The organism is Pontibacter harenae (genome assembly GCF_020907245.1).
Taxonomy (GTDB): domain Bacteria; phylum Bacteroidota; class Bacteroidia; order Cytophagales; family Hymenobacteraceae; genus Pontibacter; species Pontibacter harenae.
On the sequence record NZ_JAJJWH010000010.1, the window covers coordinates 109,669 to 135,791 of the forward strand.

Sequence of the window (26,123 nt, forward strand, 5' to 3'; positions counted from 1 at the left end):
TGCCTATATAGATACGTGCGTATACTGCAGGAGGAACCATTTTGTGCCTGTGCTACGTGCGGTTGCTCATAGCCTTAACTAAACATACTTATGCTTGAATTCGATAAGCTATCGCTAAATATACCTGATACCACCAAACCACGTGTCGTGATTATAGGTGGAGGCTTTGGAGGAATAAACCTCGCCAAAAAACTGAAGTGTGAAGACTTTCAGATAGTCATGTTCGATAAGCAGAACTATCATGGCTTCTGGCCACTTCTGTACCAGGTAGCTACGGCTGGGCTAGAGCCTGATGCCATTGCAGAACCACTACGAAAGATATTCGGCAGTGACGACTACCAGGACTTTCACTTTCGGTTGGTACGTGTCACGCAAATAAATCCTGCCGTAAAAACAGTATCCACGCCAATCGGAGACTTGCCTTACGATTACCTTGTAATCGCAACAGGCACCAAGTCGAATTACTTTGGCAACGATCAAATTAAAAAGTACTCTTTCCCTCTAAAGAAAGTGCCTGATGCCCTTAACCTGCGTAGCCAGTTTCTGCAGTGCTTCGAGCAGGCCAGCATGACGATAGACCCAGAGATCAGGCAAAGTTTGCTAAACTTTGTAATTGTAGGCGGAGGACCAACGGGAGTAGAGCTTGCTGGGGCCCTGGCTGAAATGCGCAAGAACGTGCTGCCTACCGATTACCCAGGTATAGATTTTGGGAAAATGAACATCTACCTAGTAGAGGGCATGGACAGGGTGTTGCCTCCTATGTCGCCAGAGTCTAGTGCCAAAACGCTAGGGTATCTGCAAGGCTTAGGTGTAAATGTTATGCTTAACACTTTGGTTGACTCTTACGACGGAAGTGTGGCGACTTTTAAAAACGGGGAAAAAATTATAGCACACACGCTTATTTGGGCCGCAGGTGTGTCAGGAGCTTTGATTGAAGGACTTCCAACTGAAGCAGTTGAAAGAGGAAGAATACTGGTGAACACACATAACCAAATACTTGGCTACCCAGACATGTTTGCCATTGGCGATATTGCCTTCATGAAAACGGATGAGTACCCGCGTGGGCACCCAGGCGTAGCGCAACCAGCCATACAACAAGGAAAATTGCTAGCCAAGAACCTCCAACGGCTGGTAAGAGGCGAAAAACTGGAGGATTTTAAATATCATGACAAAGGTTCGCTGGCTATTATTGGCAGAAACAAAGCGGTAGCTGACTTGCCTAAGAACAAGCACCTGGGAGGTTTCTTTGCCTGGATCATCTGGCTGTTCGTGCACATCATGTTCCTGGTTGGCTTCCGAAACAAACTGGTGGTGCTAAGTAACTGGATTTACCACTTCTTTACTTATGAGAGAGGCACTCGCTTAATCATCAGGCCGTTTGTGCGCAAAGGCGATAGAGCGAAGCGGAAGTTTATAAATAACTATAACGCTGATGAATAGCTTTTAGAATTACGACTTTTTGTACTGATTACTAATTCAATACACGATTAACAAATAAAAAACCCCTTCGGACATTACATCCGAAGGGGTTTTTTTATGATTGAACTAGCTTATTGTCCGTTACCGTTGCTTTGGTTTCTGCGGCTTGTAGCACGCTCACGTTGCATCGGGTTCAGAGGCGTTTGCCTTTGTTGCTGTTGGTAAATCTCGAAGCGAGATGGTGCCAAACGACGAGGGAAGTTGTTGTTTGCAAGCTCCACATCGGCTGTTTCCAGGTATGGGTCCAGCGTAAAGTTTACAACAGGTTTCTCAGTGATAAACACTTTTGTAATGTCGTTGTTGTTATAGCGCCAGATCTCAGCAGGAATGTTAACTATTTCTTCAGATCCGTCTTCAAACTCCATACGCACAATCAGTGGCATAACTAAACCACCCAAATTCTTGAAATCAACCTCGTAGAAGTTCAAGCCAGCATCCAAGGTTTTCTTCTGTGCTGGTGTTAGGCTGCTTAGGAAAGACTGGTAGCGCTGCTGGTCTGCTGATGTAGTTGCCAATGGGTCGTAGCTGTTATAGAAGTCTTTCAACTCAGGCTTCGTGTCTACAAGCGTTTTAGAAATATCCTGCAGGTTGCGCTGCTGCGAAAGTGTTTTAGGAGCTTTGTTAAGCTGCTCACGTGTCTGAGCATTTACCAGCTCTGGGTTCTGAGAATCTACAGTATACCACTTCACGTTTTCAATAGAAAGGTCGGTGTGGTCGGTTGTGTAGAACCAGCCTCTCCAGAACCAATCCAGGTCAACACCAGAGGCATCTTCCATGGTACGGAAGAAATCGGCTGGCATTGGGTGCTTGAAGGCCCAACGGGTAGCATATTCTTTAAAAGCGTAGTCAAATAACTCGCGGCCCATAATGGTTTCGCGTAAAATGTTTAAGCCTGTTGCTGGTTTTCCGTAAGCATTAGGGCCAAATTGAAGCACAGATTCAGAGTTCGTCATGATTGGCACCTGCGTATTTTTGGCGCTCTTCATGTAGCTAACAATGTCTTTTGGCTCACCACGTCTGGATGGGTAATTACGCTCCCATTCCTGCTCAGCAAGGTACTGTACAAAGGTGTTCAAGCCTTCATCCATCCACGTCCACTGGCGCTCGTCAGAGTTGATAATCATCGGGAAGAAGTTGTGGCCCACTTCGTGGATAATCACAGAAATCAAACCATACTTAATACGATCAGTGTACGTACCGTCTGCTTCAGGGCGATAGCCGTTGAAAGAGATCATTGGGTACTCCATACCGCCTACAGGGCCGTGTACAGAAATGGCAACAGGATAAGGATAGTCAATGGTGTACTTAGAATAAGTGCGCAACGTATGGCCTACTGCCTCTGTAGAGTATTGTCCCCAAAGTGGGTTTGCCTCTTTCGGATAGTAAGACATAGCCAGTACGTTTTTGCCTGCTACGTTTACATTCATAGCATCCCAGATAAACTTACGAGAGCTTGCCCAGGCAAAGTCGCGTACGTTTTTAGCGGCAAATACCCATGTTTTCTTGCTTTTTGCCTTGGCTTTCTCTGCTTGTGTGGCTTCCTCCTGCGATACCACTACTACAGGCTTATCAGATTTAGCAGCTGTAGCCCAACGCTTCTGTTGGGTAGATGATAATACCTGGTTTGCGTTCTGAAGCTCGCCTGTTGCGCCTACTACGTGGTCGGCAGGAACAGTGATGCTCACTTTATAGTCGCCGAAAGGAAGGGCAAACTCGCCGCTGCCCAGGAACTGCTTGTGCTGCCAACCGTTTACATCGTCATACACAGCCATGCGTGGGAACCACTGCGCCATCTCGTACAGGTAGTTTCCGTCCTCAGGAAAATACTCGTAACCTGAGCGGCCACCCAATGCTTTCTGGTCGTTGATGTTGTGGTGCCAGTCTATGCTGAACGTATAGCTCTGCTTCGGCTTAAGCGATGTTGGCAGGTCGACACGCATCATCGTGTTGTTGATAGTATACTTCAGCGCCTTTCCGCTACGGTCTTTTACTCCTTCAATTTTAAAGCCGCCGTCAAACTCCTCACGCGTAAGGTGCTCCAGTGCCTGAACCGACATTCTTTCCTGCACACCACCCGTGTTAGTCATGTTGCTCATCGACTTCGGCTCAAAGATGTTTTGGTCTAGCTGTATCCACAGGTAAGAAAGCACATCTGGAGAGTTGTTTGTGTACGTGATGGTTTCAGAGCCTTTTACAGACTGATTATCATCGTTCAGCTCTACATTTATGGTATAGTCGGCACGTTGCTGCCAGTACTGATGACCAGGGGCACCAGAGGCGGTGCGGTAGGTGTTAGGCGTAGGGAGCTCCTGCCCCAACTGCCCAAACTTGGTGTCCTGCGCCATGGCTGCCAGTGGCCCAGCCAATAAGCCGAATAGCGCAAGTCCTTTAAATAGGTTTCTCATTATTAAGTTGATGAAAGGTAGATTAGTTTTGTTTATTCTTGAGTGTTAGGTGTTTGAACGCTAAAAGATATTGTTTTCTAAGATCATAATCAAGGATATGCCTGCTGCGGCACTCGAAAGCACCATAATCCAGTCGCGCCTTTTAGCATTAAAAACGTTCATAACGATAAAGCCCGCTACCAACAGTATAGAAACAATCAGCAGCTGCCCGAGTTCAATTCCAATGTTAAAAGCCAGTAGTTGTTCCCATATCTTTGAATTTCTGCCAAGTATAGATTTCAGAAAGTTAGAGAAACCCATGCCATGAATCAGGCCAAAAAGAATGGCCATCAGGTTGTGTAGCGACCAGATGGGGTGCTGCTTAGACGCTGTTCCTTTCAACTTAAAGAAGTTGATGATACAGGTGAAAAGGATGGTGACAGGTATCAGGAACTCGATAAGTGCAGAATCGAACTGAATAATGTTAAAAGTTGCCAGTGCCAGCGTAATAGAGTGCCCGATGGTGAAGCAGGTAACCAATGCAATTACTTTTCGCCAGTCGCCTAAAGTATAAATAGCGCTCAGGGCCAGCAGAAACAACATGTGGTCGTAAGCCCCAAAGTCGTAGATGTGGTGGAAGCCCAGTTTCAGGTAAGTCTCAAAAACAGAAGACACAGTGTAGGATAAATAAGTAAGGATGATGACCAAGCGAAGCATGCAATTTACCACCTTTTCTGAAAAATAGCAATGCCGCTATGTGTGGAGCAAGAGGGCAAGTATAGTAACTTAAGTTTATAGCAAAAATGCTCCGCAGGTATTAGCGACACCTTTCAGGCCGAAGGGCGCTTTTAAATTAGCTTAAAAGCATAAGGCTGCTACTGCTTGACCAATTTAATTTTTAGAGTTACTTATTTATTAGAAACTGAAGCTGCACTCTTTTACTGTTCATTTCTAATTCATAATTTCTAATTTTTAATTTGGCGCAGCACTACTATAATTTTGCTAAATTGGGTTGGAAACACAGAGGTACAGAGGTTAAAGTCGTAAATGCCTCAACCTGACCTGAACATAATATAACATGAAATACTGTAAAAGCCGTAAGAAGTATAATTTAATGAGAGTAGCGGCCTTAGGCATGGCAAGTTTATCGCTTGCATTTGCTTCCTGCAACTCTACCACAAAAGAGTCTGATAATGCAGCCACAGATGAGGCCGTGGCTGAGAACGAACAAACAAACACAGAATCGGCTATGATTTATGTAGGCACATATGCGGGCGCTAACGACGAAAGCATCTTTCTATACAGTTTAAATTCTGAAACAGGTGAGCTAACCCGAAAGTCGGCGGCAAAAGGAGGCGAAAACCCATCTTTCTTGACATTAGATGAAGAGCGCCGTTACCTGTATGCAGTAAACGAGACAATGAATTACGACGGTAAGGAGAGCGGAGCTGTCAGTGCTTTTGCGATAGACGAGCATTCTGGGAGGCTCAATTTCCTGAACAGGATTGCTTCGCAGGGAGGGGCGCCATGTCATATATCAATAGATAAGACTGGCAAAACGGTGCTGGTAGCAAATTATATGGGAGGAAATGTGGCGGCCTACCAGATACAGGAAAGCGGACAGTTAAGCCAGGCGAAGGATGTGAAGCAGCACGAGGGGTCAGGCCCGAACAAAGATAGGCAGGAGGCGGCGCATGCGCACTACATTGCTCCAGACCCAGAAAATAAGTTTGCGCTGGCCGTAGATTTAGGTACCGACAAAGTGATGAGCTACCGCCTGGATGCTGCTAACGGTACCCTCACACCAAATGAACCAGCCGTGGCCTATGCCACCAAGCCAGGGGCAGGTCCGCGCCACCTGGACTTCCACCCGAACGGGCGCTATGCGTACCTGATCAATGAACTGAACTCTACTATGGAAGTGCTAGCTTATGATGCTGAAAAAGGTACTTTTACTGGTGTACAGGCTATATCCACTATTCCTTCAGACTTTACTGAAAATAACCAGTGCGCAGAGGTGAAAGTATCGTCTGATGGTAAATTCTTGTACGGTTCTAACCGTGGGCACAACAGCATGGTAGTGTACAGCATCGACGAAAATTCGGGAGAGTTGAAGTTGGTAGAACATGTGAATACTGGCGGCGATTGGCCACGAGACTTTTCACTTGATCCTTCTGAGAATATTCTGGTGGTTGCCAATGAGCGCAGCAACAACATCGTATCTTTTAAAAGAGATAAAAGCACAGGCAAACTTACGGCTACAGGGCACAGGGCAGAAGTATCGAAGCCAGTGTGTGTACAGGTAGTGCAGAACTTTCTACAATAGAATAAAAGCATTCAGAGCATCAGCAGGTAAAGCTGGTGCTTTTTTATTATACGTTTTATTTAAACTTATCAAAACAAGAAAAGCAATGTTTGTACACCACGTTTACTTTTGGTTAAAGAATTCTGGCTCGGCAGAAGATAAGGCAAAACTGCAGCAAGGTTTAGAGCAGCTAAAAGCAGTAGAAACAATACAGACCATACATATTGGCGTGCCAGCCACAACAGACAGGCCTGTTATAGAGCGCGGGTACGATGTGTCTTTGCTGTTGATTTTTAATAACCTGGAAGACCATGATACCTACCAGGTGCACCCGCTGCACCAAAAGTTTGTGGAAGAGTGTGCTTCGCTGTGGACGAAGGTGGTAATTTATGACTCTGTAGATATTTAGCAGAAGCTATGCTGTTATTTCCTGACTGTGTACGCAGCAGGAAATAACAGCATAGCTTATTTATAATTTATTCTCTTACCCTTTCTAGTTTTGTCTTCACCTTGCCGTCTTTACTGGCGTGCACCATCTTATCTGCACTTTCCCAAGAAACAAGAGCGGTGTCGGTATGAGAGCCATACTTTATACTAAGGATGTTGCTTTCGGCATCGTAATAGTAGCCTCCGCTAATGCCTCGGCCACCAGGGCCAAGCACCATCGTAAATTGCCCTGACTCTAAAAATACGAACCTCGTGTTGCTTTGTGCTAAGGCCTTGCGCATACTTTCTGCGTTCTTGCTTTCTTTGGCTCCCTCAAATTGCATATCTACAATTTTCCAGTTTCCCAGAATCGAATAAGATTCAGGTGTGTCTGGCAGCGTAAAGCTTGTTAAGGTGCTGATTATAAGTACGACGGTAAGTAAAATATATTTTTTCATGAAGAAAGTCGGATGCTGGGTGATTTATGAAGATACTGAATTTTTACGACTGTTTGCCAAACAAGGCGCTACTGTAGGTGCTTAACAGTTTTTAGAAGGGTAAGGTTGCCGCAGCAAAGGAATCAGAGGCCATAAACTAAAAACCTAACGGCAGAATGATAGTAAATCTTACCAAGTAAGACTTTAAAATTCTGATACACCTGATATGTTAGAGATACTACCAGAAACCCACAATAACTTGCTTGCCGTTCGGGTAAGCAATGAGCTAAGTATAGCTGACTTTGACCAGTACCGCAACCTGCTCCGCGACATGATGGGCAAGTATAAAGAAGCTCGTCTGTACTACGAGATGGTGGACCTGGATATAAATAATCTAAACCCGGTAGCTGCCATCGAGAACGGCATGTTCGATGTCGTACATGGGCTTGATTACGGTCGTGTAGCGATGGTAGGCGAAAAAAAGTGGCAGGAGTGGGCGGCTAATCTCATAAGCCCTGTAAAGAAGAAAGGCGTACGTTATTTTGATCTGGCTGAAAAGGAACAGGCAATGGCTTGGGTGCAGGAGGAGCATTAAAACAGAACTGCTTTCCCACAGGCTGTTAGCTCTTTGGGGAAGCAGTTCTGTTAAAATTTCGCGAAAAGGCTTTCTTCCTTCTTCTACCTGATAACTAGTTTTTGAGTTTGAGTACCAGACTTGCTGACTAAGCTAACAATGTAAATGCCTGATTTTAAATTACTGGTTGCTAACGTAACAGCATGCTCCTGCAGGGGCTGGTTTATTATTCTTTTACCAGTCAAGTCTGTTACTAACACTGTCGCTTCTTCACTCATCTCCAAGCCTTGCACAAGCAGGTCTACATTTTTGCCCTGTGCAGGGTTCGGGTAGACACTAAGCACAATCTGTTGGCTTGAGCTTAGGCTAACAGCCTGTAAAGACGAATATTCAAAAGTGCCAGCAAAATCTACCTGTTTCAAACGATAGTAAGATGTACCCGAGTAAGGACGGTTATCGGTAAAGGTATAGTTGGTGCGGCTACTGGTGCTGCCAGCGCCCTTTACACGGGCAACTTCTGTAAAGTTCTTGCCATCCATACTTCTCTCTACCGCAAAAAAGTCATTGTCTTTTTCTGAGGCTGTGGCCCAGTTAAGGTTTACAGTATTATTTGTACTGGCCTTTGCTGTAAAATGAAGTAGTTCCACGGGCATCGGCATCATGTTGTTGGTAGAGGCGACAGTATAGGGCGAGAATGAAGTGATACCAGAGCGGGTAACAGAAAAGGTAGTTGCTAGAAGAGAGTTAGAGGTGGCAGCACCTGCTAAATAAGAATCCCAAGCTCCGTTTTCGTAGTGCTTAATATGACAGCTTAACGGGTTAAAACCTGTTAGCGCATCTGCTAAACTCCAGGTAAGTGTAAGGGTAAGGTCGGAGCCGCCTTTTACGTCTTCGCTGATCAGCCATGTTTTATTTACTGCGCTAGTTACAATAGGGGTTAAGCTATTAGGAATATCGTTTATATAATTGTCAAATACACCTTCTATCACACTCACGCTGAATACATCGTCCGTCGACCCACTAGCCAGCTTTATTTTAACAGGATTGTAACTGTTTTTACCAACTGGTAAAAATGCTTCTGCGCCTGCCTTTAAACCTTTGCGTAAACGGCCTGTGCCGCTTGTAATAATGTAATTTTTTTCTGATCCGTGCACAACGCTAGCATCATAGTCTAACTCTAAGTCATTGTCTCCTAAGTCGAGCTTTGCATCAAGAAGATCTAACTTGCCTTTTATCTTTACCTTTTTAGAGAATTTATTTTTCTTACCTGAATTGAAGACAACTGAACCAAATTCTACTCCTTCTGTGATATCTGCAGGAGCATACTTGCCGAAAACAATTGTACTAAGAGGATCTAATTGACCAAAAGAGGGGCAAGTTGATGCATCGACATTCAAAGTGGCATGATTTGCAACATTAATTTTGCCAGCCGTTAAGTTTTTGCCATCCAAGACACTTAACGTAATAGGAGTGCTACCATCACCAAGAATAACTTTTGAACCTGCCCCAGTTACTGCCCAATTAGAGTTTAGTTTCGGAATGGAGTTAGATGTATAGTTTGTGATGAAAAAATTCTGCTCTGCACCACCAAAGCTCGTAGGCTTGCTGCCGTTACCGTCTGGGTTTGCTCCCCAACTGGCTAATAATGAAAGGTCTGCGCCGCTCTTGTTATAAAAATCTTTTAGTTCGTTTGCTGTTATTTCTATTTTTATTTCATCAATGCTAATATTAGGGTCGTTGATAAACTCTGTTATACCAAAACCCAAATAATAGTCTCCTTTTGTTTCTACTGTAATGTCATACTGATGATGTATCCATCCATTTCTTGGTTCTAAAACTAAAGTTTTAATTCTGTATGGGGATTCTTTATAGTCTTGTACTGAATTTAGAATTACTTGTAGTGAAGCGCGACCGCTATTAGACAAGTTTTGCTGCTCAAAGCTAATGGTATATCTAACACCAGGAGACATAGAAACTTTGGGCGTGATTGCCCAGATATTAATATTTTTTTTCTCCTGTTTTCTTATGACTTCAAAGTGCATTGTAGAACCTGATACACCTTCACGTGAAGGTACACCTTTGATAACTTCCCAAGAAAGGTCCTTTTCAGAGCTGTTTACTTTCCACCCAGAAGGAAAAGATTCACCGCTGAAGGACTCCTGGTAAACAGATTCAGGAACTTGTGCTAAAGCGGAAAAAGAAAAAAAGATAAGTAAGGGGATTATCTTTAGTATAGTAGAATTCATTTATACGTTATTATATTTTTTAGTTGCTTTCTTTTTAGTTGGCTTATACTTTTTAAAAATTATAATGTTTCAATATATTTATATATTAATTATTGAATTCTAATGGAGTTGTATGGATATTCCTCGTCATAAGCTAAGTTCCGAAGAGTGGTGTTTCTATAACTGGTTATAAACTAGAGTGGTAGAGTTGTGCAGTGATAGAATAAAAGTTGTAAAAAATTGAACTAGATTTTACGTGTTCCTACATTTAATTTTCTTCAACTTTCTCTAAATAAATGCAAAGTGTATGGATGATTACCTTATAGGTGGTGAGTTGTTGAGGAGGTAACAAAAGCTTTAGTCAAGCAAAATCCTACTGGTATTTTAGTTTATAGGGTACTACTTTACGTAGAGAAGAAGCTGTAAATAATAAGCATACATAACGAGAGCTTGTGCTCCAGATTTTTGTTGATTTTAGCGAAGGTGTTAAGCCAAATACGTACTCGTACTTTGGGAAAGGTTAATTTAGGATATATAAACGCTGCTCTTTGTCTGGCCATTTTACAAAAGCAGCTATCATATCAGAGGCTTGATTTGTATGCAGTTTAACCTGTATTGCTCGGGGCACTGATCGGGAGCAGCGGACGAGAAATACGAATCAATGCTCATTTAAAAGAATATCAAATACAGCGTAGAGGTATTAGCAACTATAGTCTTTTCCCAAGGTACTTCAACATTTACAGCACATTTAATCTAAGATACAGATGGTTTTCAACGGTAATTACTCAGCGGAGCAGCATAACACTTTAAGAGTGGCTTTGGCAGGTCTAAGCCACGATCATGTAGAGGGAGCGTTGCAGCGCCTTGAAAAGGAAGACGTTTTGTTGGTGGGCATTGCAGAAGAGAACCAAGAGTTGGTGCAACGGTATCGGCGACAGTACCAACTGCCAGCATCGTTGTTTTATAAAGATATAGCTACACTCTTAGAAAATGAGAAGCCAGATGCCGTAATGGCCTATAATGCCATAGCAGAACATGTAGATGTGGTAGAGGCTTGTGCTCCTTTGGGTGTGCATGTAATGGTGGAAAAACCTTTAGCCACTACCGTAAAAGATGCCGAGCACATGGCGGCACTAGCACGTAAGCACCAGATACACCTGCTCACTAACTACGAAACCACCTGGTACCCCAGCAATCAGGAACTAAGTATAATAGTGGCCCATGGTATAGCTATTGGCGATATTCGAAAAATGATTGTGCATGATGGCAACATCGGCCCGAAAGAACTTGGTTGCTCCAAAGAGTTTCTAAGCTGGCTAACAGACCCCATAAAGAACGGAGGCGGTGCTAGCATGGATTTCGGTTGCTACGGTGCCAACCTGATGACGTGGCTGATGCAAGGGCAGGAGCCTGTTGCCGTAACAGCTGTTACGCGCCAAATAAAACCAGACGTTTATCCTGAAGTGGACGATGATGCCACTATTATTTTGGAGTATCCCAAAGCTACTGGCATTATAGAAGCTTCCTGGAACTGGCCGTTCAATATAAAGGATTTAGAAGTGTTTGGGCAGAAGGGCTATTTGCAGGCTGTAGACCAAAATACTCTTCGTTCAAAAAAAGCAACCGACGAAGCATATACCATAGACAAAATAGAACCACTAGCACCTCCTTATCAGGATTACGTCTCTTACTTGTCTGCTGTGGTAAAAGGAGAGATAAAACCACAACAAGACCTTTCCTCACTAGAAAACAACCTGACGGTAGTAAAGATTTTGGAAGCAGCCCGTGAGTCAGCGCAGAAAGGGAAACGGGTGGAGTTGAAGAAGTGACGTGTGGTGTACGGACTGGATTGTGGGCTTAGTGTCATGTTAGACTAGAAGAAGTGGCAGGAGTGGGCGGCCAATTTCATAAGCCCTGTGAAGAAGAAAGGCGTACGTTATTTTGATCTGGCTGAAAAGGAGCAGGCAATGGCTTGGGTGCAGGAGGGGGAGTAACTATAGCAACAGACGCTGCCCAAATAACTTCGTGGCATTTTTACAAACCAGCAAGTGTCTGTGGCAGAAGTAAATAAAGGTTATTTTTTATTTTTAAGGATACTTGAGCTGTCGCCTTTATTAGGGGCTTCCTTGATTGGATTACCTATATTTACCCATACCCCCGAATTTAGAACCCATACCGTTCCCTCGTTTTTATCTACCATATAAGTAAATTCACTATCTGTTAATAATTCATATCTATCTTCCTGAGAGCAAGATATAAATAATGTAGTAGAGCAAAGTAGAAGATAGAGATATCTCACGTTTTAATGTATAAGTTTAGAACCACCTGCGAATATATATTTTTTCTAATGTATTTTAGTCTCAAAAGGCAATATTTTGTGGTGTCGATGCGGCTATTTTACTATAAAAACAAAAAGCCCTACCAAACGGCAGGGCTTTGCTAAACTTTTAATCTGGATAGAAATTAATTTTCTGTCGGCAGTTCGATGTCCACATTCACGAATCTGATCTTGCCACCTTCCAGCGTAGCTTCTACCACAGAATCTTTGCTGATTCTGTTTGCCAGAATATCTTTCGACAACTCGTTCAAAATCTGGCGCTGCAGCACACGCTTCAGCGGACGGGCACCAAACTGCGGATCGAAGCCCTGCTCTCCCAGGTAGTCCAGCACATCATCGGTAGCGATAAGCTGTATACCTGTTTCTTCTAATCGGTCCTGTATGTGCTTGAACTGGATATCCACGATTTTGCGGATGTCGCCACGGCTCAGCGGACGGAACATCACCAACTCGTCGATACGGTTCAGGAATTCTGGCCTTACGGATTTCTTCAGCAGGTCGAAAACCTCATCCTTCGTACGTTCAATCACTTCGTCGTGATTAAACTCATCCATCTGCTCGAAATTGCTCTGTATGATGTGTGAGCCAATATTCGAGGTCATGATGATAATGGTGTTCTTAAAGTTCACTACACGACCCTTGCTGTCAGTTAGGCGGCCATCGTCGAGCACTTGTAGCAGGATATTGAATACGTCTGGATGCGCTTTCTCGATCTCGTCCAGTAGTACCACAGAGTACGGTTTGCGACGTATAGCCTCTGTTAGCTGGCCACCTTCATCGTAACCCACATATCCTGGAGGCGCACCAATTAAGCGGCTTACAGCATGGCGCTCCTGGTATTCACTCATGTCAATACGCACCATCGCGTTGTCGTCGTTGAACAAGTAATCTGCCAGTGCTTTGGCCAATTCTGTTTTACCTACACCTGTTGTACCCAGAAAGATAAACGAACCAATCGGACGTCTTGGGTCCTGCATACCAGCACGGCTTCGGCGTACAGCATCAGAAATTGCCTCAATCGCTTCTTCCTGTCCAGCTACGCGCTTGCCAAGTTCCTGCTCCAGGTTCAGTAGCTTTTCACGGTCGCTTTGCAGCATTTTACTTACTGGTATACCTGTCCATTTAGCTACTACCTCGGCAATATCCTCAGCGTTCACTTCTTCTTTCAGCATCGGGTTCTCGCCCTGCATTTCGCGCACCTGCTCCTGCAGTTGCTTTACCTTAGCCTCAGCCTCCTGTATTTTGCCGTAACGAAGCTCTGCTACACGGCCATAGTCACCAGCACGCTCAGCCTGCTCGGCTTCTACTTTATAGCGCTCAATGTTTTCTTTCTCTTTCTGCAGACCTTCAATGATCTGTTTTTCGTTCTGCCATTTGGCTTTCAGGTCGTCGCGTTTGCCACTCAAGTCTGCTATTTCTTTAGAGAGTGTAGCTTCCTTGTCTTTATCGTTTTCACGGCGGATGGCTTCACGCTCAATTTCCAGCTGCATGATGCGGCGCTGAATTTCATCCAGTTCTACTGGTAGAGAATCGATCTCAATGCGCAGTTTTGCAGCCGCTTCATCCATCAGGTCAATGGCCTTATCTGGCAAAAAGCGGTCGGAGATATAGCGGTTCGACAGCTCCACAGAGGCAATAGTCGCATCGTCTTTGATACGCACCCCATGGTGCAGTTCATACTTGTCTTTGATACCGCGCAAAATCGAAATGGCATCTGGCACGCTTGGCTCATCCACCATTACAGCCTGGAAACGTCGCTCCAGCGCTTTATCTTTCTCAATGTACTTCTGGTATTCCTTTAGTGTAGTGGCACCAATGGCATGTAATTCACCACGGGCTAAAGCTGGTTTCAGCAAGTTGGCTGCGTCCATAGCACTTTCGCCACCTGCGCCTGCACCAATCAGAGTATGGATCTCGTCGATGAAAAGTACAATCTCACCTTCGGCATCGATTACTTCTTTGATCACCGCTTTCAGACGCTCCTCAAACTCACCTTTATACTTGGCACCTGCCACAAGCAGACCCATGTCCAAGCTCATCAGCGTCTTCGACTTCAGGTTTTCGGGCACGTCGCCAGCCACAATGCGCTGGGCCAAGCCTTCTACAATAGCGGTTTTACCTACACCAGGCTCACCCAACAACACAGGGTTGTTTTTGGTGCGGCGGCTCAGGATCTGCAGCACACGGCGAATCTCTTCGTCACGGCCAATTACCGGGTCGATCTTACCAGCACGCGCCAATTCGTTCAGGTCTTTGGCGTAGCGCTTCAACGAGTTATACTTGGCCTCTGCGTTTTGATCAGTTACCCTGGCACCACCACGTAATTCTTTAATAGCTTTTTTAAGATCAGCTTCATTAAAACCTACATCTTTTACCAAGCCAGCCACTTTATCACGACCAGCCAGCAAACCTAGCAGCATGTGCTCGATGGCTACATACTCATCGCCGAACTCTTTTAAATAAGATGTAGCTTTTTGTAGTGCAGCTGCTGCATCATTGGCTAAGTACGGGCCGCCGCCACCAGTTACTTTAGGGTAGCCAGCTACAATTTCATCTAGCTTACTGTTGAGAATATTGCCGTTGATGTTCAGCTTCTGCAACAGGAAATTTGTCACGTTCTCGTCTGTTTGGAGAATCGCTTTTAAAATATGCCCAGTTTCGATAGCCTGCTGCTGGTTGCCGCCTGCTATCTCAGTGGCCTTCTGAATGGCCTCCTGTGCTTTGATTGTATAGTTATTAAAGTTCATGTCTTTGTCTGTTTCCTTAGTTTTACCTTCGATAACTACATTATCAACTTATGCACCAATGGTATTTTTAGGTGGTTTTTGTGTAATAGTGTCAGTTGTAAAAAGGCTAAATTTGCAATATCAGGACAAAATGACAGGATAAATAAGCGTATATCATTGCCTATTCCAGGCTTGTGAGTAACTACACGGGTAATTTTAAAATCCCGTTGGCCAAATGGTGTAGCAAATGGTAAATTTCCTGTAGCTCAGCAACTTCCACTACGGCATTATTTTTACTGAAACTCAGGTAAACATCTGGTGCAGCAGGATCGCTGGAAACATCTAGTTTCAGCTTAGCCGTAGGGTGCTTTAACAGGATGTTGCGAATACTCTCCTGAGAAAACAAGTGCTTTAAAGCATTGGCGTTGTTTGTCTGCACAATAAATGCAGCATCAAAATCAGGATAACCAAATTTTATATCCTCCATGCCTAGCACTTTACCGATCTCGTTCAGGAAGTCCTGTTCATGAATATTAAACCGTAGCACGGTAGCAGCGGGTAAGGCAGTTCTGAAGCGTGTCGTAGAGATGCCGCTTTCGAAGCCACCGCCTAAATCAATATCCAGGTCGAATAAAGTTTGTTGCCCCGACTGGTTAAGAATGACTGAATACTTTAAGACATCACCCAGAGATGACATGTCGGCGGCCACTTTTTGCCATAACTCTGTTTCAGTGTCACCTTCAAATTGTTTGATAGTTTCCATAGGGCTTGTAGTTTATGCAAACTAACGGCTGTAGCCCTGCTTAAGTTAAATGTTTTCTGGTGCTACTTTACTTCCTGTTTGAACACTGCCGCATAATGATCGGCTAAGCGTGTAGGTTCAGGCAGTTTATGTTTTATGGCGCAAGTCATGGCTATTTCAGTAGCCGATTCCAGATCCATCAGATGCCCTGGCGAAACAAATACTGGTTTTACATTATCTTTAGTTCGGAGCACGTTGGCAATCACTTCGTCTTTATACACCAAAGGCGAGAGAGCACCTTTGGCCGTAGCAGGCTCTGTATACTTGCCCACCAGCACTTTCTTGGCTACACCCATAGTTGGTTTATTCAGGTGCAGGCCCAGGTGTGTTGCAATACCCAGGCGGCGGGGGTGCGAAATACCGTGCCCGTCTACCATAACCAAATCTGGCTTTTGCTGTAGTTTTTCATATGCCTTCAGTAAGTTAGGAGCCTCTCTGAAAGCCAGGAAACCTGGAATATAAGGCAGTTCTACAGGCCCATGATGCCATACTTTTTCCACCACTTCTAGTTCAGGATACCTCAGCAGCACGAACACTGATAGAATTTTGTCTTCCCCGATAAAAGAAGAGTCGCAGCCCGCAATAAGTTTTAGATCAAAATCTGGCCTCTGCAGGATAATCCGCTGCTGCATCTCATTCTGTTTACGAGTCAACTCTTTCAGCACAGCAGGATCAGGTGGGGGAGTGTTAAAACTTCTAAAGTAGGCCATCTTTTTTACGAATTAGGAATTACAGATTACGGATGATGCGAGTGATAAGCTGTTGCTGTGCCAGTTTCTATTCAATAGAACTTCAGTTGTTCAAAATTGATTATGCGCTGCAGGGTGAAACTAGCTTTGCAAAAAGTAGTCGCCATTGGCTGTCTACTACTCCAAAATGAAACTCGAAGGAGGATTTGGTGTGCAGTACCGATTTTTGCAGGAGTGGCAACGAGCTTTTTACGTGTTGTATTTGCTCTTCGGAAAGGCTTGCATAGTTCCAGTAGCCGCTTTGCCTAAATTTAGATGGATCGGATACAAAGCATCCGTCTTTACTGTAGCCAGAGTTTACGTGGTCCATGTCGGCACAGTCAAAAGCAGGCCCGCTTTCTTCCTGAAGATTGCATTGCTGTACCTCATCTGCCACTGTAAAAAAGAGCGACTCTGAAAGTGCCTTTTAAACTGTGCGATGTCGTACACCTGTGTCATTTTCGGAACTGCGCCTGGTTGCTCAATCACCCACAGCCCCAGGTAAGGAGGTATAAAACTATTCAAAGCTGTGGTGTCTGCTGACTGTAGGGCGATGAAGAATCTTTTAAAAGCGGAGTTAAAATCTACTGAGTCAGCAGCAAGCATGTTGCTTATGCGTTGCGGCTCCTCCTGTAGTGCCTGCAAGGAATCGGTGCTTTCTGTTGCCAAAGGGCTATCAGTTTTTACTCTGTCAGCACTACAGGCCGAAAGAAGGAGCAGACATAGTAACCAAAGTAAGTGTTTCATTTTGTTTGGTGTGAGCACAATTTGCTGTACGCATGGCAGGTGCTTTATAGTTGTGCAGGCTGAACCTTGGGCGTAGCAGGTCGTACTTAAAAAGGCTAAACTCGCTGCGACAGACAAGCAGCAGTACAACGAATAAGATAAAGCTATGGCAAACGATATTTTTAATGATAGCATACAGATTAATGTGCAGGACGCTACTTTGGTAGGCGACCTGATGATTCCAGTAGATGCAAAAGGGTTGGTAGTGTTTGCCCACGGAGGTGACAGCGGCCGCCTGGGAAAGGCTAATCGTTTTGTGGCGGAGCACCTGCACCAATATGGTTTCGCTACCCTGCTCTTCGATTTGCTTACTGAGGAGGAGGAAGAGGAATACAAAAACACACGCGATATCCCGAAACTTTCCCAGCGCCTGATTGATACGATCTATTGGATTCAGAAAGATGATGTTACAAAAGACTATAATTTCGGTTTCTTAGGATTTGATAAAGGCACCGCCGCCGCATTAGGGGCAGCTGCAGCTTTAGGTGACATGGCCGATGCTGTAGTAGGTATCGGAGGCCGCCCAGATTTATCCGATACAGTTTTAGCTGATGTGCATTCTCCTGTATTGTTTATAGTAGGTGGTAAAGACGAAAAAGTGCTGGAAATGAATATACAGGCACAAAACCAATTGTTGGGTATAAAAGACGTGGAAATTGTGCCCGATGCCACACACTTGTTTGAGGAGCCTGGAGCGTTAGAAATGGCAGCACAGTTGGCAACCGATTGGTTCCGAAAATACCTTGGCCCGAATAAGCAACAACCGCTTCGGCAGAGCCAGCCGTAATTAGTAGAGTAAAAGTGTGATTTTACTCTATAATTAACTTATGCTGGTATAACTGATCAGACACTGTAGTTCTGGCTGTATATAGCCCTGCCGATAAAGCTTTCGGCAGGGCTATTTTTAGAAGTAGCTTTCCAGTTTCGTCTGTTTGTGCTGTTGTTCTCTTAACTAATTTCCCCTCTATAGAGTGAATAGCAACCTCCACTGTTTCGTTGGCAGGAAGCGCTTCCGCCTGAAGCGTCACTACAGCATCTTTAGCAAGAGTAGGATACAAGCTAATGCTTATATTCTTGCTGTTACTGTTTTGAACAGCTACCACATTAGAATAAGCAAAGGTGCTATCAAAGTCTACTTGCTTCAGCCTGTAGTATAGTTGCCTAACAGGAGCAGCCTTATCCGTAAAAGTATACTTAATGTTGATGGATGAGTTTCCCGCGCCTGCTACACGGCCTATTGTTCTAAAATCCACGTTATCTCCTGAACGTTGCACTTCAAAATGGGAGTTGTTTATTTCTGATGCAGTTTGCCAGGAAAGATGCACTTCGTTTGTGTGCAGTAAGTTTGCTTTAAAACTGTGTAGAGAAACAGGTACAGTACCTAATGCTTCTACTATTGCATCAAACCACTTTTCGGCCATTTTTTTTTCGCCTGAGGTGTTAGGATGTATACCGTCCCATGTATCAACGCCAGGCGTAGGATTAAAATCGTTATTCTGATCAACTAGTATCACTGGAGATTCGGTGGTACTCAAAGTAGGAGCGAGTTTAGCTATTTCATTATTAAGGTCTTCTAGCCGTTCTGGTATATCTTTATCGCCTAAAGACGCTCTGTTTGCAGGAATTAGTTTTGCAATTAATATAATAACATCTTTATTGACTGATCTTAGGGTGCTTATTACTAGTTGTAGCTCTTCAAGAGTGCTACTAGTACTTTGATTATCAAATACATCGTTTGTACCCAAGTGCATCAAAACAATGTCTGGTGTATAGCCTTCTAGCCACTGACTTAGCTTTAGCTTGGTAGGTTGTCCTGAATTTCCATTAAGTATCTGGTCTGTCCGCCACCCCCAATGGCCTTCATTTACATTGGTAAAAATGTGTTCATTATATTCCGAACCTATTACAGGCGATTCTACCTCTACTTTCTTATTATCATCTCGATTTGTGGAATGAGATCCTACATAAACAAAGTTCACTTCTGCATCTATAAGCTTTTTCCATAACAGGTACCTATAACTAGGATGTACCTCATTCCCCTGCGTAATAGAATTCCCCAAACACATAATTTTTGTCTGGGCCAGGCTTACCTGTACATGAGAAAGTGCAGCAATCATAATGAAGAGCTTAACTCTTAGGATGAAGTGGATAAGGGGTAAAAGTAGAGAAGCCATAGCGGTAAAGAGCGTAAGAAACTACTTAGTTATGACGAGAAGTTTGAATATATGTTTTGACTTATCTGCTGATAAAGTACCATTCTGCTGGAAAATCCTGAGCTGTATATCTTAGGAAAGACATATTTATACTTAGCCTATACGAAAAAGTATCTTATATTTGCTATGATAACCTATGTTCACCACCACCGTTGGTAGTGTATAACTTTAAAACTAAAAGAACAGATGGCGACAGAAGCATCAAAAATTATTTACACCATAACCGATGAAGCGCCTGCATTGGCAACACAATCCTTTTTGCCGATTGTGCAGACCTTCACCAAAGCAGCCGGCATTGCAGTAGAAACAAGAGATATTTCGCTGGCTGGCAGAATTCTGGCTACGTTCCCTGAAAACTTAACAGATGAGCAGAAGCAAGGCGATGACCTGGCTTACCTGGGCGAACTGGCTAAAACAGCAGAAGCTAACATTATCAAGTTACCGAACATCAGTGCCTCTATTCCGCAGTTAGTGGCTGCCATAAAAGAATTGCAGGCGCAAGGATACAATATTCCTGACTATCCGTCGGACCCTAAAAACGATGCGGAGAAAGAAATTAAAACGCGTTACGCCAAAGTGTTGGGTAGCGCTGTAAACCCTGTGTTACGCGAAGGCAATTCTGACCGCCGTGTGGCAGAGGCTGTAAAGCAATACGCTAAAAACAACCCGCACTCGATGGGTGCCTGGAGTTCCGACTCTAAAACGCACGTAGCCCACATGACGGAAGGCGACTTCTACGGCAGCGAGCAATCGTTAGTGATGGAAAAAGCTGGCAGCGTGAAAATAGAGTTTGTTGGCGCTGATGGTTCTACTAAAACTCTGAAAGATAACCTTGCGCTGAAGGAAGGCGAAGTAATTGACGCAGCCGTAATGCGCAAAAATGCGCTTCGTTCTTTCCTGGAGAAAGCTATTGCCGATGCGAAAGAGGAAGGTGTGCTGCTGTCGCTGCACCTGAAAGCTACCATGATGAAGGTATCTGACCCTATTATGTTTGGCCACGCAGTTACGGTTTTCTTCAAAGATGTATTCGAGAAGCACGCAGCTACTTTTAAAGAGATTGGCGTAGACCCTAACAACGGTTTAGGTGATGTACACAACAAAATCCAGAGCCTGCCAGAAGACAAGCGTTCCGAGATTGAGGCAGACCTAAAAGCTGCTTATGAAAACGGCCCAGCACTGGCAATGGTGAACTCTGATAAAGGCATTACGAACCTGCACGTGCCAAGCGATGTGATCATAGATGCCTCTATGCCAGCTGCTATACGCTCTTCAGGTAAAATGTGGGGACCAGATGGCCAGCTGCACGATACGAAAGCTATTATTCCAGATCGTAGCTACGCAGGTATTTACCAAGAGGTAATCAACTTCCACAAAGAAAATGGCGCTTTCGACCCAACAACTATGGGTACAGTACCTAACATCGGTCTGATGGCGCAGAAAGCAGAAGAGTATGGCTCGCACGATAAAACTTTCCAAATTGCAGAAAGCGGTACGGTTAGAGTGGTAGATGCTGAGGGCAACACTTTGCTGGAGCACCAGGTAGAAGAAGGCGATATCTGGAGAATGTGCCAGACAAAAGACGTAGCGATTCAGGACTGGGTGAAACTGGCGGTAACAAGAGCTCGCATCACTAGCACACCAGCTGTTTTCTGGCTCGATCCGCAAAGAGCACATGACTCAAACCTGATCAAGAAAGTAGAGCGTTACCTGCAGGACCACGATACTAACGGTCTTGAGATTAAAATAATGTCTCCTGTAGAAGCGATGCGTTACTCCTGCGAGCGTGCCAAGGCTGGTAAAGATACTATCTCTGTAACTGGCAACGTACTTCGCGACTACCTGACGGATTTGTTCCCTATTATTGAGTTAGGTACAAGTGCTAAAATGCTTTCTATCGTGCCTCTTTTAGATGGCGGCGGCCTGTTCGAAACAGGTGCAGGCGGATCAGCTCCGAAGCACGTACAGCAGTTTGTAGAAGAAAATTACCTGCGTTGGGATTCGCTGGGTGAGTTCTTGGCACTAGCTGTTTCTCTGGAAGATCTGGCTTACAAAACCAACAACGAAAAAGCACAGGTGTTGGCAGAAGCTCTGAACAAGGCAAACGCCGAATTCCTGGAGAAAGACAAATCACCTTCTCGTAAAGTAGGCGGCATCGATAACCGAGGCAGCCACTTCTACCTGGCACTTTATTGGGCACAGGCATTGGCCGAGCAAGATAAAGATCAGGAGCTAAAAGCGAAATTCTCTAAACTAGCTCAGGAATTAACTGAAAATGAGCAGAAGATTGTAGAAGAGCAAATCGCGGCACAAGGCAAGCCAGTAGATATCGGTGGTTACTATCACCCAGATTTCGAAAAAGCAAGCAAAGCTATGCGTTCAAGCGAAACCTTGAACAATGCTTTAGCTAACTTCTAAGCGAAGTATAAACTGATCAAGAAAAGGCTGCCTGAGAAATCGGGCAGCCATTTTTATTTCTATGGGAAACATCCCGCCAGTTTGAGCGCAGCAGAAACAGGTGGTGAGGTTTGATAGTAAGTTTGAAACTTGTGGGAGTGCAAGTTGTAATGGCACTAAACTTACGGCATGTGGAGAAGGCGCGATATCATAGAAAGATCATGCTAAAAAGTTAGATTTATATTAATTGAATGAACGTAGAATATTTTATAATTTTTTATTAGAATTACTTATGAAAACATACGAAATAGCCCTGATTTGTTTAGCTTTCCTACTCATTTCCTTTTTCAATAAGGCAGAAGCTCAATCTCTTAACAAACTAGACTTCGACCAGATAGCCGTAAAAAAGAATACTGGCACGACTACTGGAAGTAAATATTGTCCTGGGGGCACCTCTTCAAGTTTAGTTGCGGCATTGGGTAAACCTATGAGTATAACTACAGAATATTCAGAAATAGATGAAGTTGATATGACCGTATACAACTACAATGGTGCTAAATTTTACTTTATAGAAGGATATGGCCATGGTTTCAACATAACCAGCAATAATTATCATATTGTTACCAACTCAACCCTAGACAGTGAAGATTCATTAAAGAATTACTACAAAGTAGGAGATCCAGTTAGTAAGGTGCAGGCGAATTATCCAGATTCATACAACTCACGGGACAAAAATCGAATATTTTTTCGTCTGTATCAAAAAGAAACAAAGCAGAATGAAGAGCAAACCAATCAAAAGGCTCTAGTAACAGATCTTGATGATGTGCTGCTTTTTGTGTACAAAGATGGAACAATTACTGGTATTTACTTTTAGATTTGTAAAATGGAGTCTAATTAAGGCAATAAGTACCTTTAACTTCCCGCCGTTGTTGGTGTTTTCACCAACAACAAAACACTTCAGCCATTACAATAGAACAAAATCTCACCCACTACAACTATACTTACAAGTTGAACCGCTACTACACTTGTTGGTGAAAACACACAACAAGGGCAAGAGAGGTAGGTTCTGGGAACCAACTTTCAAGAAAGGCAGAAGTACTGAACAAGTAAAGCAACCACACCTCCATCCGATCCATATTTTTTTCAGCCCGCTATAGTATAACTTAGTAACAATTGCTGCAACTTGTAGTTGAAAGCAGCAATGAAACAGCATCAGGAGAATTTCGAGCCATTTGAGAATGCAGTAGCAACTGACCCAATGGGGGAAGCATATTTTGCGGCCTACATTGCTTCCCGAAACGAGCCTGCCGCAGGTTCTGCTGACTCAAAAACAATCATCGTTATTGGCAAGCACAGGTACTACAACCTCTTCAGTGCGCAGTTAGTATCCTGCTCCTTAAGCAACTCGGGCGAATTAAAAGCGCCTTTCACTATTTTGAATCCTGTTGATCTGGCTTGGAACGAGGAACGGCCTGAAGTGCTGAAGTTCTACAACGCAGTTACCAAATTCCAGAACTTTCACGAAAAGTCCGCTGCCGACATTGCTGCTTTAAAAGCACTTGTCTGTAACCCGCTGCAGTATGAGTTTTACCTCCACGATAGCAGCATCTCTGAGAAAATAACGCCCCGCTCTATTTCGCCAGTTAAGGTGCAGCAGTCGGATGTAGATTTAAAAGTTCGGGTGAGCCTGCAGGAGGGGTTCTTTAGTGTTACCTCCGATCTTTTTATAGATGGCTCCTATTGCGCCCTTTCCCGTGTCACGCTTAAATTTGATCATTTTCTAGTGCTCGATGAAAAATGGTATTTATGTGGCAAACCAGCGTTGCCTCCTATTATCGCTTATTTTAAGAAACAGGAAAGCGAGCTGAAGCTTCCGCACGATTCTTTTCTGCATTTCCAGCAGCAGGTGCTGGCGCAAATGGAGGTACATGTACCAGTAGAGCGCAGCTACTTAAAGCCAGCTACCAAAGCCCAGCTAAAGCGGAACGGTTTTCATCAGCCACCTGAAAAAATAATTTACCTTTCTGATCTGGAGCATTACGTGATGCTGCACCCTTTCATGCGCTACGGAGAGGTGGAGATTCCTGTACTATCGAGAAAGCTCATTTACGACCAGGACAGTATGGGCAGGCCTTTTTTTGTGCCGCGAAATGCGGCGGCTGAAGAGGCTTTTACTGCATTGCTGGTGCAGCAGCACCCGCACTTCTGGGAACAACTCGAAAACCCGCTGGAGTACTTCTACCTGCACAAGAAGCGTTTCCTGGATGAAGGCTGGTTTCTCAATGCATTCGAAAACTTATTCGCCAACGGCGTTACGATTTATGGTTTCAACGACCTGCAGGGTAATAAGCTGAACCCACACAAAGGCGTTATTTCCATTCAGGTGGCCAGCGGACTGAACTGGTTTAATGCAACGGTAAAGGTGAGGTTCGGGCGCAAAAGGGCTTCGCTGAAGCAACTTAAAAAAGCGGTTGTAAATAAAAACAAATACGTGCAGCTCGACGATGGCACCCTGGGCGTTATCCCCGAAGAGTGGCTGGCGCGGCTCCATGGTTACTTTGAGGCAGGGGAGGTAGTGGACGAAAACCTGCGGGTGCCTAAAACGAATTATGCGGTTATCAAAGAGTTATTTGAAACCCACATGCTGGACGAGGAGGTGCAGAAAGAGCTAAGCTGGTACCAGTCGCAGTTGCAAAATATTTCCAAATTAGAACCTTTGCCCGTTCCTGCAGGCCTTCAGGCAACGCTTCGGCCTTACCAGTTGCAGGGCCTGAGCTGGCTCAATTTTTTAGACGACCTGCAGTTTGGCGGCTGCCTCGCCGACGATATGGGCTTGGGCAAAACAGTGCAGATGATAGCCTTTATACTGCTGCTGCGGGAGAAACGGGGGCCACAAACGCACCTGCTGGTGGTGCCAACCTCGCTTATACATAACTGGCAGCAGGAAGTGCAGAAGTTTGCGCCATCGCTGCGGCTGCACATCCACCACGGCCCCGACCGAGCAAAGTATACAGCTGCCTTTGATACCAGCGATGTAGTGATCACGACCTATAACACCTTGGTTTCGGACATTACTTCTTTAAAGAAATATGCATTCGGCTATGTGTTTCTGGATGAGTCGCAAAATATAAAAAATCCGAACTCACAGCGTTACAAAGCTGCCCGACTGTTGCAGTCGCGCAACAGGGTGGTGCTAACGGGCACTCCCTACGAAAACAACACCTTCGATATTTATGCGCAGCTCTCCTTCGCTTGTCCTGGCATGCTGGGCACCAGAAGCTATTTCCGAAATACCTATGCCATGCCCATCGATAAGTTTAAGGACAGAAGAAGCGCGCAGGCCTTGCAGCAAAAAATAGGACCGTTTATACTTAGAAGAACAAAGGCCGAGGTAGCAAAAGAACTTCCCGATAAAACCGAAATGGTGCTGTATTGCGAGATGGGAGAGGAGCAGCGCAAAGTATACGACACCTGCGAAAAGGAATTCAGGGATTACATTACGGCAAGCGGGGAGGAGGAACTGATCAAGCACCCGATGCACGTGTTAAGGGGCATCACCAAGCTCCGCCAGATCTGCAACTCGCCCTTGCTATCGGGAGACACCAAGCTTATCAGCGATGCTTCTGCTAAAATAGAGCGGCTCATGCAGCAAATACGGAACGTATCGAATCATCATAAGGTACTGGTATTTTCGCAGTTTGTAGGCATGCTGGAGCTGATAAAGAGGGAGTTGTTAAAGGACAAGATCAAATTCGCTTACCTTACAGGCAGTACCCGCAACAGAGGCGAAGTAGTAAACCAGTTTCAGACGGATGATGAAACACGTGTGTTCCTGGTGAGCCTGAAAGCAGGTGGCACAGGCCTCAATTTAACAGCAGCAGATTACGTGTTTATAGTGGATCCGTGGTGGAACCCAGCCGTAGAAAACCAGGCTATTGACCGTAGCTACAGAATCGGACAGGAGAAAAAAGTAATTGCGGTGCGGCTCATTTGCCCTAATACTGTGGAGGAGAAGATTCAGATGCTGCAGCAAAACAAGTCTAAGCTTGCCACCGATTTAGTCAGTGCCGATAATAACTTCTTCCGATCGCTTACCAAAAACGATCTGCTAAATTTAAGCAGTAATAGTTAGCACCACCTCACGAAGAGCGGTTGTCACAAGCTTGAACACTAAAAAGAAAAGTTGAGAGCTACAGGGCATAAATCCCTTGCCAGGTGCAAATTTTAGCGCTCCACTGTTTGAGCGTTGAGCGAGTGGGGGGTAGCCCCCAATGCCGTCAACTTAAGGTTCTTAGTTCGTATAAAC

At 44.5% G+C, this 26,123-nt stretch carries 19 protein-coding genes and 1 pseudogene; 10 read left to right on the forward strand and 10 right to left on the reverse strand.

The features are described 5' to 3' along the window. Nucleotides 1-90 precede the first annotated feature (90 nt). Nucleotides 91-1,440 (forward strand): NAD(P)/FAD-dependent oxidoreductase, encoded by a 1,350-nt coding sequence (locus LN893_RS07750; RefSeq protein ID WP_229969237.1) that lies wholly within the window; start codon nt 91-93, stop codon nt 1,438-1,440. Between the two features lie 110 nt (nt 1,441-1,550). Here LN893_RS07750 and LN893_RS07755 read toward each other — a convergent pair whose 3' ends face one another. Both LN893_RS07755 and LN893_RS07760 read right to left on the reverse strand, forming a co-directional pair. Next, nucleotides 1,551-3,884, reverse strand: coding sequence for a M1 family metallopeptidase (locus tag LN893_RS07755; RefSeq protein ID WP_229969238.1), 2,334 nt, complete (start codon nt 3,882-3,884; stop codon nt 1,551-1,553). 60 nt (nt 3,885-3,944) lie between these two features. Next, nucleotides 3,945-4,580 carry a HupE/UreJ family protein gene (locus LN893_RS07760; RefSeq protein ID WP_255709941.1) on the reverse strand — a complete coding sequence of 212 codons (636 nt, stop codon included), beginning with the start codon at nt 4,578-4,580 and terminating at the stop codon, nt 3,945-3,947. A 361-nt stretch (nt 4,581-4,941) separates the two neighbouring features. Here LN893_RS07760 and LN893_RS07765 point away from each other — a divergent pair, with 361 nt between their 5' ends. Both LN893_RS07765 and LN893_RS07770 read left to right on the forward strand, forming a co-directional pair. After that, nucleotides 4,942-6,189 carry a lactonase family protein gene (locus LN893_RS07765; protein ID WP_229969239.1) on the forward strand — a complete coding sequence of 416 codons (1,248 nt, stop codon included), beginning with the start codon at nt 4,942-4,944 and terminating at the stop codon, nt 6,187-6,189. Between the two features lie 85 nt (nt 6,190-6,274). Beyond that, the gene (locus LN893_RS07770; RefSeq protein ID WP_229969240.1) at nt 6,275-6,577 is read left to right on the forward strand and encodes a Dabb family protein; all 303 of its coding nucleotides are present in this window, start codon (nt 6,275-6,277) and stop codon (nt 6,575-6,577) included. 67 nt (nt 6,578-6,644) lie between these two features. Here the strand turns inward: LN893_RS07770 and LN893_RS07775 are convergent, their stop codons facing one another. Then, entirely contained in the window at nt 6,645-7,052 is a 408-nt protein-coding gene (locus tag LN893_RS07775; protein WP_229969241.1) for a hypothetical protein, read from the reverse strand. Nucleotides 7,053-7,257: 205 nt separating this feature from the next. Between LN893_RS07775 and LN893_RS07780 the strand changes: the two genes are divergently transcribed. Further along, nucleotides 7,258-7,626 carry a SpoIIAA family protein gene (locus LN893_RS07780; RefSeq protein ID WP_229969242.1) on the forward strand — a complete coding sequence of 123 codons (369 nt, stop codon included), beginning with the start codon at nt 7,258-7,260 and terminating at the stop codon, nt 7,624-7,626. A gap of 83 nt (nt 7,627-7,709) precedes the next feature. Here the strand turns inward: LN893_RS07780 and LN893_RS07785 are convergent, their stop codons facing one another. Then, on the reverse strand, nt 7,710-9,851 hold the full coding sequence (locus LN893_RS07785; RefSeq protein WP_229969243.1) for a T9SS type A sorting domain-containing protein: 2,142 nt from the start codon (nt 9,849-9,851) through the stop codon (nt 7,710-7,712). Nucleotides 9,852-10,594: 743 nt separating this feature from the next. Here LN893_RS07785 and LN893_RS07790 point away from each other — a divergent pair. Both LN893_RS07790 and LN893_RS20700 read left to right on the forward strand, forming a co-directional pair. Further along, complete coding sequence (locus LN893_RS07790; protein WP_229969244.1) at nt 10,595-11,659, forward strand: Gfo/Idh/MocA family protein; 1,065 nt, start codon at nt 10,595-10,597, stop codon at nt 11,657-11,659. 60 nt (nt 11,660-11,719) lie between these two features. Then, nucleotides 11,720-11,824 (forward strand): annotated as a pseudogene (locus LN893_RS20700) (STAS/SEC14 domain-containing protein); the annotation flags it as partial. 469 nt (nt 11,825-12,293) lie between these two features. Here LN893_RS20700 and clpB read toward each other — a convergent pair. The 5 genes from clpB to LN893_RS07815 all read right to left on the reverse strand — a co-directional run bounded on the left by clpB (nt 12,294) and on the right by LN893_RS07815 (nt 17,171). After that, nucleotides 12,294-14,915, reverse strand: a complete 2,622-nt coding sequence (gene clpB, locus LN893_RS07795; RefSeq protein WP_229969245.1) for an ATP-dependent chaperone ClpB — start codon at nt 14,913-14,915, stop codon at nt 12,294-12,296. A gap of 181 nt (nt 14,916-15,096) precedes the next feature. Then, nucleotides 15,097-15,657 carry a hypothetical protein gene (locus LN893_RS07800; RefSeq protein ID WP_229969246.1) on the reverse strand — a complete coding sequence of 187 codons (561 nt, stop codon included), beginning with the start codon at nt 15,655-15,657 and terminating at the stop codon, nt 15,097-15,099. A gap of 62 nt (nt 15,658-15,719) precedes the next feature. Continuing rightward, entirely contained in the window at nt 15,720-16,406 is a 687-nt protein-coding gene (nfi, locus tag LN893_RS07805; RefSeq protein ID WP_229969247.1) for a deoxyribonuclease V, read from the reverse strand. Between the two features lie 100 nt (nt 16,407-16,506). Further along, complete coding sequence (locus tag LN893_RS07810) at nt 16,507-16,755, reverse strand: hypothetical protein (RefSeq protein WP_229969248.1); 249 nt, start codon at nt 16,753-16,755, stop codon at nt 16,507-16,509. Next, on the reverse strand, nt 16,743-17,171 hold the full coding sequence (locus LN893_RS07815) for a hypothetical protein (RefSeq protein WP_229969249.1): 429 nt from the start codon (nt 17,169-17,171) through the stop codon (nt 16,743-16,745). The genes LN893_RS07810 and LN893_RS07815 overlap by 13 nt, the downstream gene beginning before the upstream one ends. Nucleotides 17,172-17,316: 145 nt before the next feature. Here LN893_RS07815 and LN893_RS07820 point away from each other — a divergent pair, with 145 nt between their 5' ends. After that, nucleotides 17,317-17,997 carry a dienelactone hydrolase family protein gene (locus LN893_RS07820; protein ID WP_229969250.1) on the forward strand — a complete coding sequence of 227 codons (681 nt, stop codon included), beginning with the start codon at nt 17,317-17,319 and terminating at the stop codon, nt 17,995-17,997. A gap of 22 nt (nt 17,998-18,019) precedes the next feature. On the opposite strand, the gene LN893_RS07825 is transcribed toward LN893_RS07820, so the two are convergent. Beyond that, entirely contained in the window at nt 18,020-19,327 is a 1,308-nt protein-coding gene (locus tag LN893_RS07825; RefSeq protein ID WP_229969251.1) for a GDSL-type esterase/lipase family protein, read from the reverse strand. A gap of 282 nt (nt 19,328-19,609) precedes the next feature. Here LN893_RS07825 and LN893_RS07830 point away from each other — a divergent pair, with 282 nt between their 5' ends. The 3 genes from LN893_RS07830 to LN893_RS07840 all read left to right on the forward strand — a co-directional run bounded on the left by LN893_RS07830 (nt 19,610) and on the right by LN893_RS07840 (nt 25,949). After that, the gene (locus LN893_RS07830) at nt 19,610-21,838 is read left to right on the forward strand and encodes an NADP-dependent isocitrate dehydrogenase (protein WP_229969252.1); all 2,229 of its coding nucleotides are present in this window, start codon (nt 19,610-19,612) and stop codon (nt 21,836-21,838) included. A 271-nt stretch (nt 21,839-22,109) separates the two neighbouring features. Further along, nucleotides 22,110-22,691 (forward strand): hypothetical protein, encoded by a 582-nt coding sequence (locus LN893_RS07835; RefSeq protein ID WP_229969253.1) that lies wholly within the window; start codon nt 22,110-22,112, stop codon nt 22,689-22,691. Nucleotides 22,692-23,018: 327 nt separating this feature from the next. Beyond that, the gene (locus LN893_RS07840) at nt 23,019-25,949 is read left to right on the forward strand and encodes a DEAD/DEAH box helicase (RefSeq protein ID WP_229969254.1); all 2,931 of its coding nucleotides are present in this window, start codon (nt 23,019-23,021) and stop codon (nt 25,947-25,949) included. The last annotated feature ends 174 nt before the right edge of the window (nt 25,950-26,123 follow it).

Excerpts from the sequence above, each read along its gene's own strand:
- LN893_RS07820 (WP_229969250.1), top strand. The coding sequence starts at position 17,317 with ATGGCAAACGATATTTTTAATGATAGCATACAGATTAATGTGCAGGAC.
- LN893_RS07810 (WP_229969248.1), bottom strand. The coding sequence starts at position 16,755 with ATGGACCACGTAAACTCTGGCTACAGTAAAGACGGATGCTTTGTATCC.
- LN893_RS07780 (WP_229969242.1), top strand. The coding sequence starts at position 7,258 with ATGTTAGAGATACTACCAGAAACCCACAATAACTTGCTTGCCGTTCGG.
- LN893_RS07755 (WP_229969238.1), bottom strand. The coding sequence starts at position 3,884 with ATGAGAAACCTATTTAAAGGACTTGCGCTATTCGGCTTATTGGCTGGG.
- LN893_RS07840 (WP_229969254.1), top strand. The coding sequence starts at position 23,019 with ATGAAACAGCATCAGGAGAATTTCGAGCCATTTGAGAATGCAGTAGCA.
- LN893_RS07765 (WP_229969239.1), top strand. The coding sequence starts at position 4,942 with ATGAAATACTGTAAAAGCCGTAAGAAGTATAATTTAATGAGAGTAGCG.
- LN893_RS07800 (WP_229969246.1), bottom strand. The coding sequence starts at position 15,657 with ATGGAAACTATCAAACAATTTGAAGGTGACACTGAAACAGAGTTATGG.
- LN893_RS07785 (WP_229969243.1), bottom strand. The coding sequence starts at position 9,851 with ATGAATTCTACTATACTAAAGATAATCCCCTTACTTATCTTTTTTTCT.
- LN893_RS07825 (WP_229969251.1), bottom strand. The coding sequence starts at position 19,327 with ATGATTGCTGCACTTTCTCATGTACAGGTAAGCCTGGCCCAGACAAAA.
- LN893_RS07815 (WP_229969249.1), bottom strand. The coding sequence starts at position 17,171 with ATGAAACACTTACTTTGGTTACTATGTCTGCTCCTTCTTTCGGCCTGT.
- LN893_RS07750 (WP_229969237.1), top strand. The coding sequence starts at position 91 with ATGCTTGAATTCGATAAGCTATCGCTAAATATACCTGATACCACCAAA.
- LN893_RS07790 (WP_229969244.1), top strand. The coding sequence starts at position 10,595 with ATGGTTTTCAACGGTAATTACTCAGCGGAGCAGCATAACACTTTAAGA.
- nfi (WP_229969247.1), bottom strand. The coding sequence starts at position 16,406 with ATGGCCTACTTTAGAAGTTTTAACACTCCCCCACCTGATCCTGCTGTG.
- LN893_RS07830 (WP_229969252.1), top strand. The coding sequence starts at position 19,610 with ATGGCGACAGAAGCATCAAAAATTATTTACACCATAACCGATGAAGCG.
- LN893_RS07835 (WP_229969253.1), top strand. The coding sequence starts at position 22,110 with ATGAAAACATACGAAATAGCCCTGATTTGTTTAGCTTTCCTACTCATT.
- LN893_RS07760 (WP_255709941.1), bottom strand. The coding sequence starts at position 4,580 with ATGCTTCGCTTGGTCATCATCCTTACTTATTTATCCTACACTGTGTCT.
- LN893_RS07770 (WP_229969240.1), top strand. The coding sequence starts at position 6,275 with ATGTTTGTACACCACGTTTACTTTTGGTTAAAGAATTCTGGCTCGGCA.
- clpB (WP_229969245.1), bottom strand. The coding sequence starts at position 14,915 with ATGAACTTTAATAACTATACAATCAAAGCACAGGAGGCCATTCAGAAG.
- LN893_RS07775 (WP_229969241.1), bottom strand. The coding sequence starts at position 7,052 with ATGAAAAAATATATTTTACTTACCGTCGTACTTATAATCAGCACCTTA.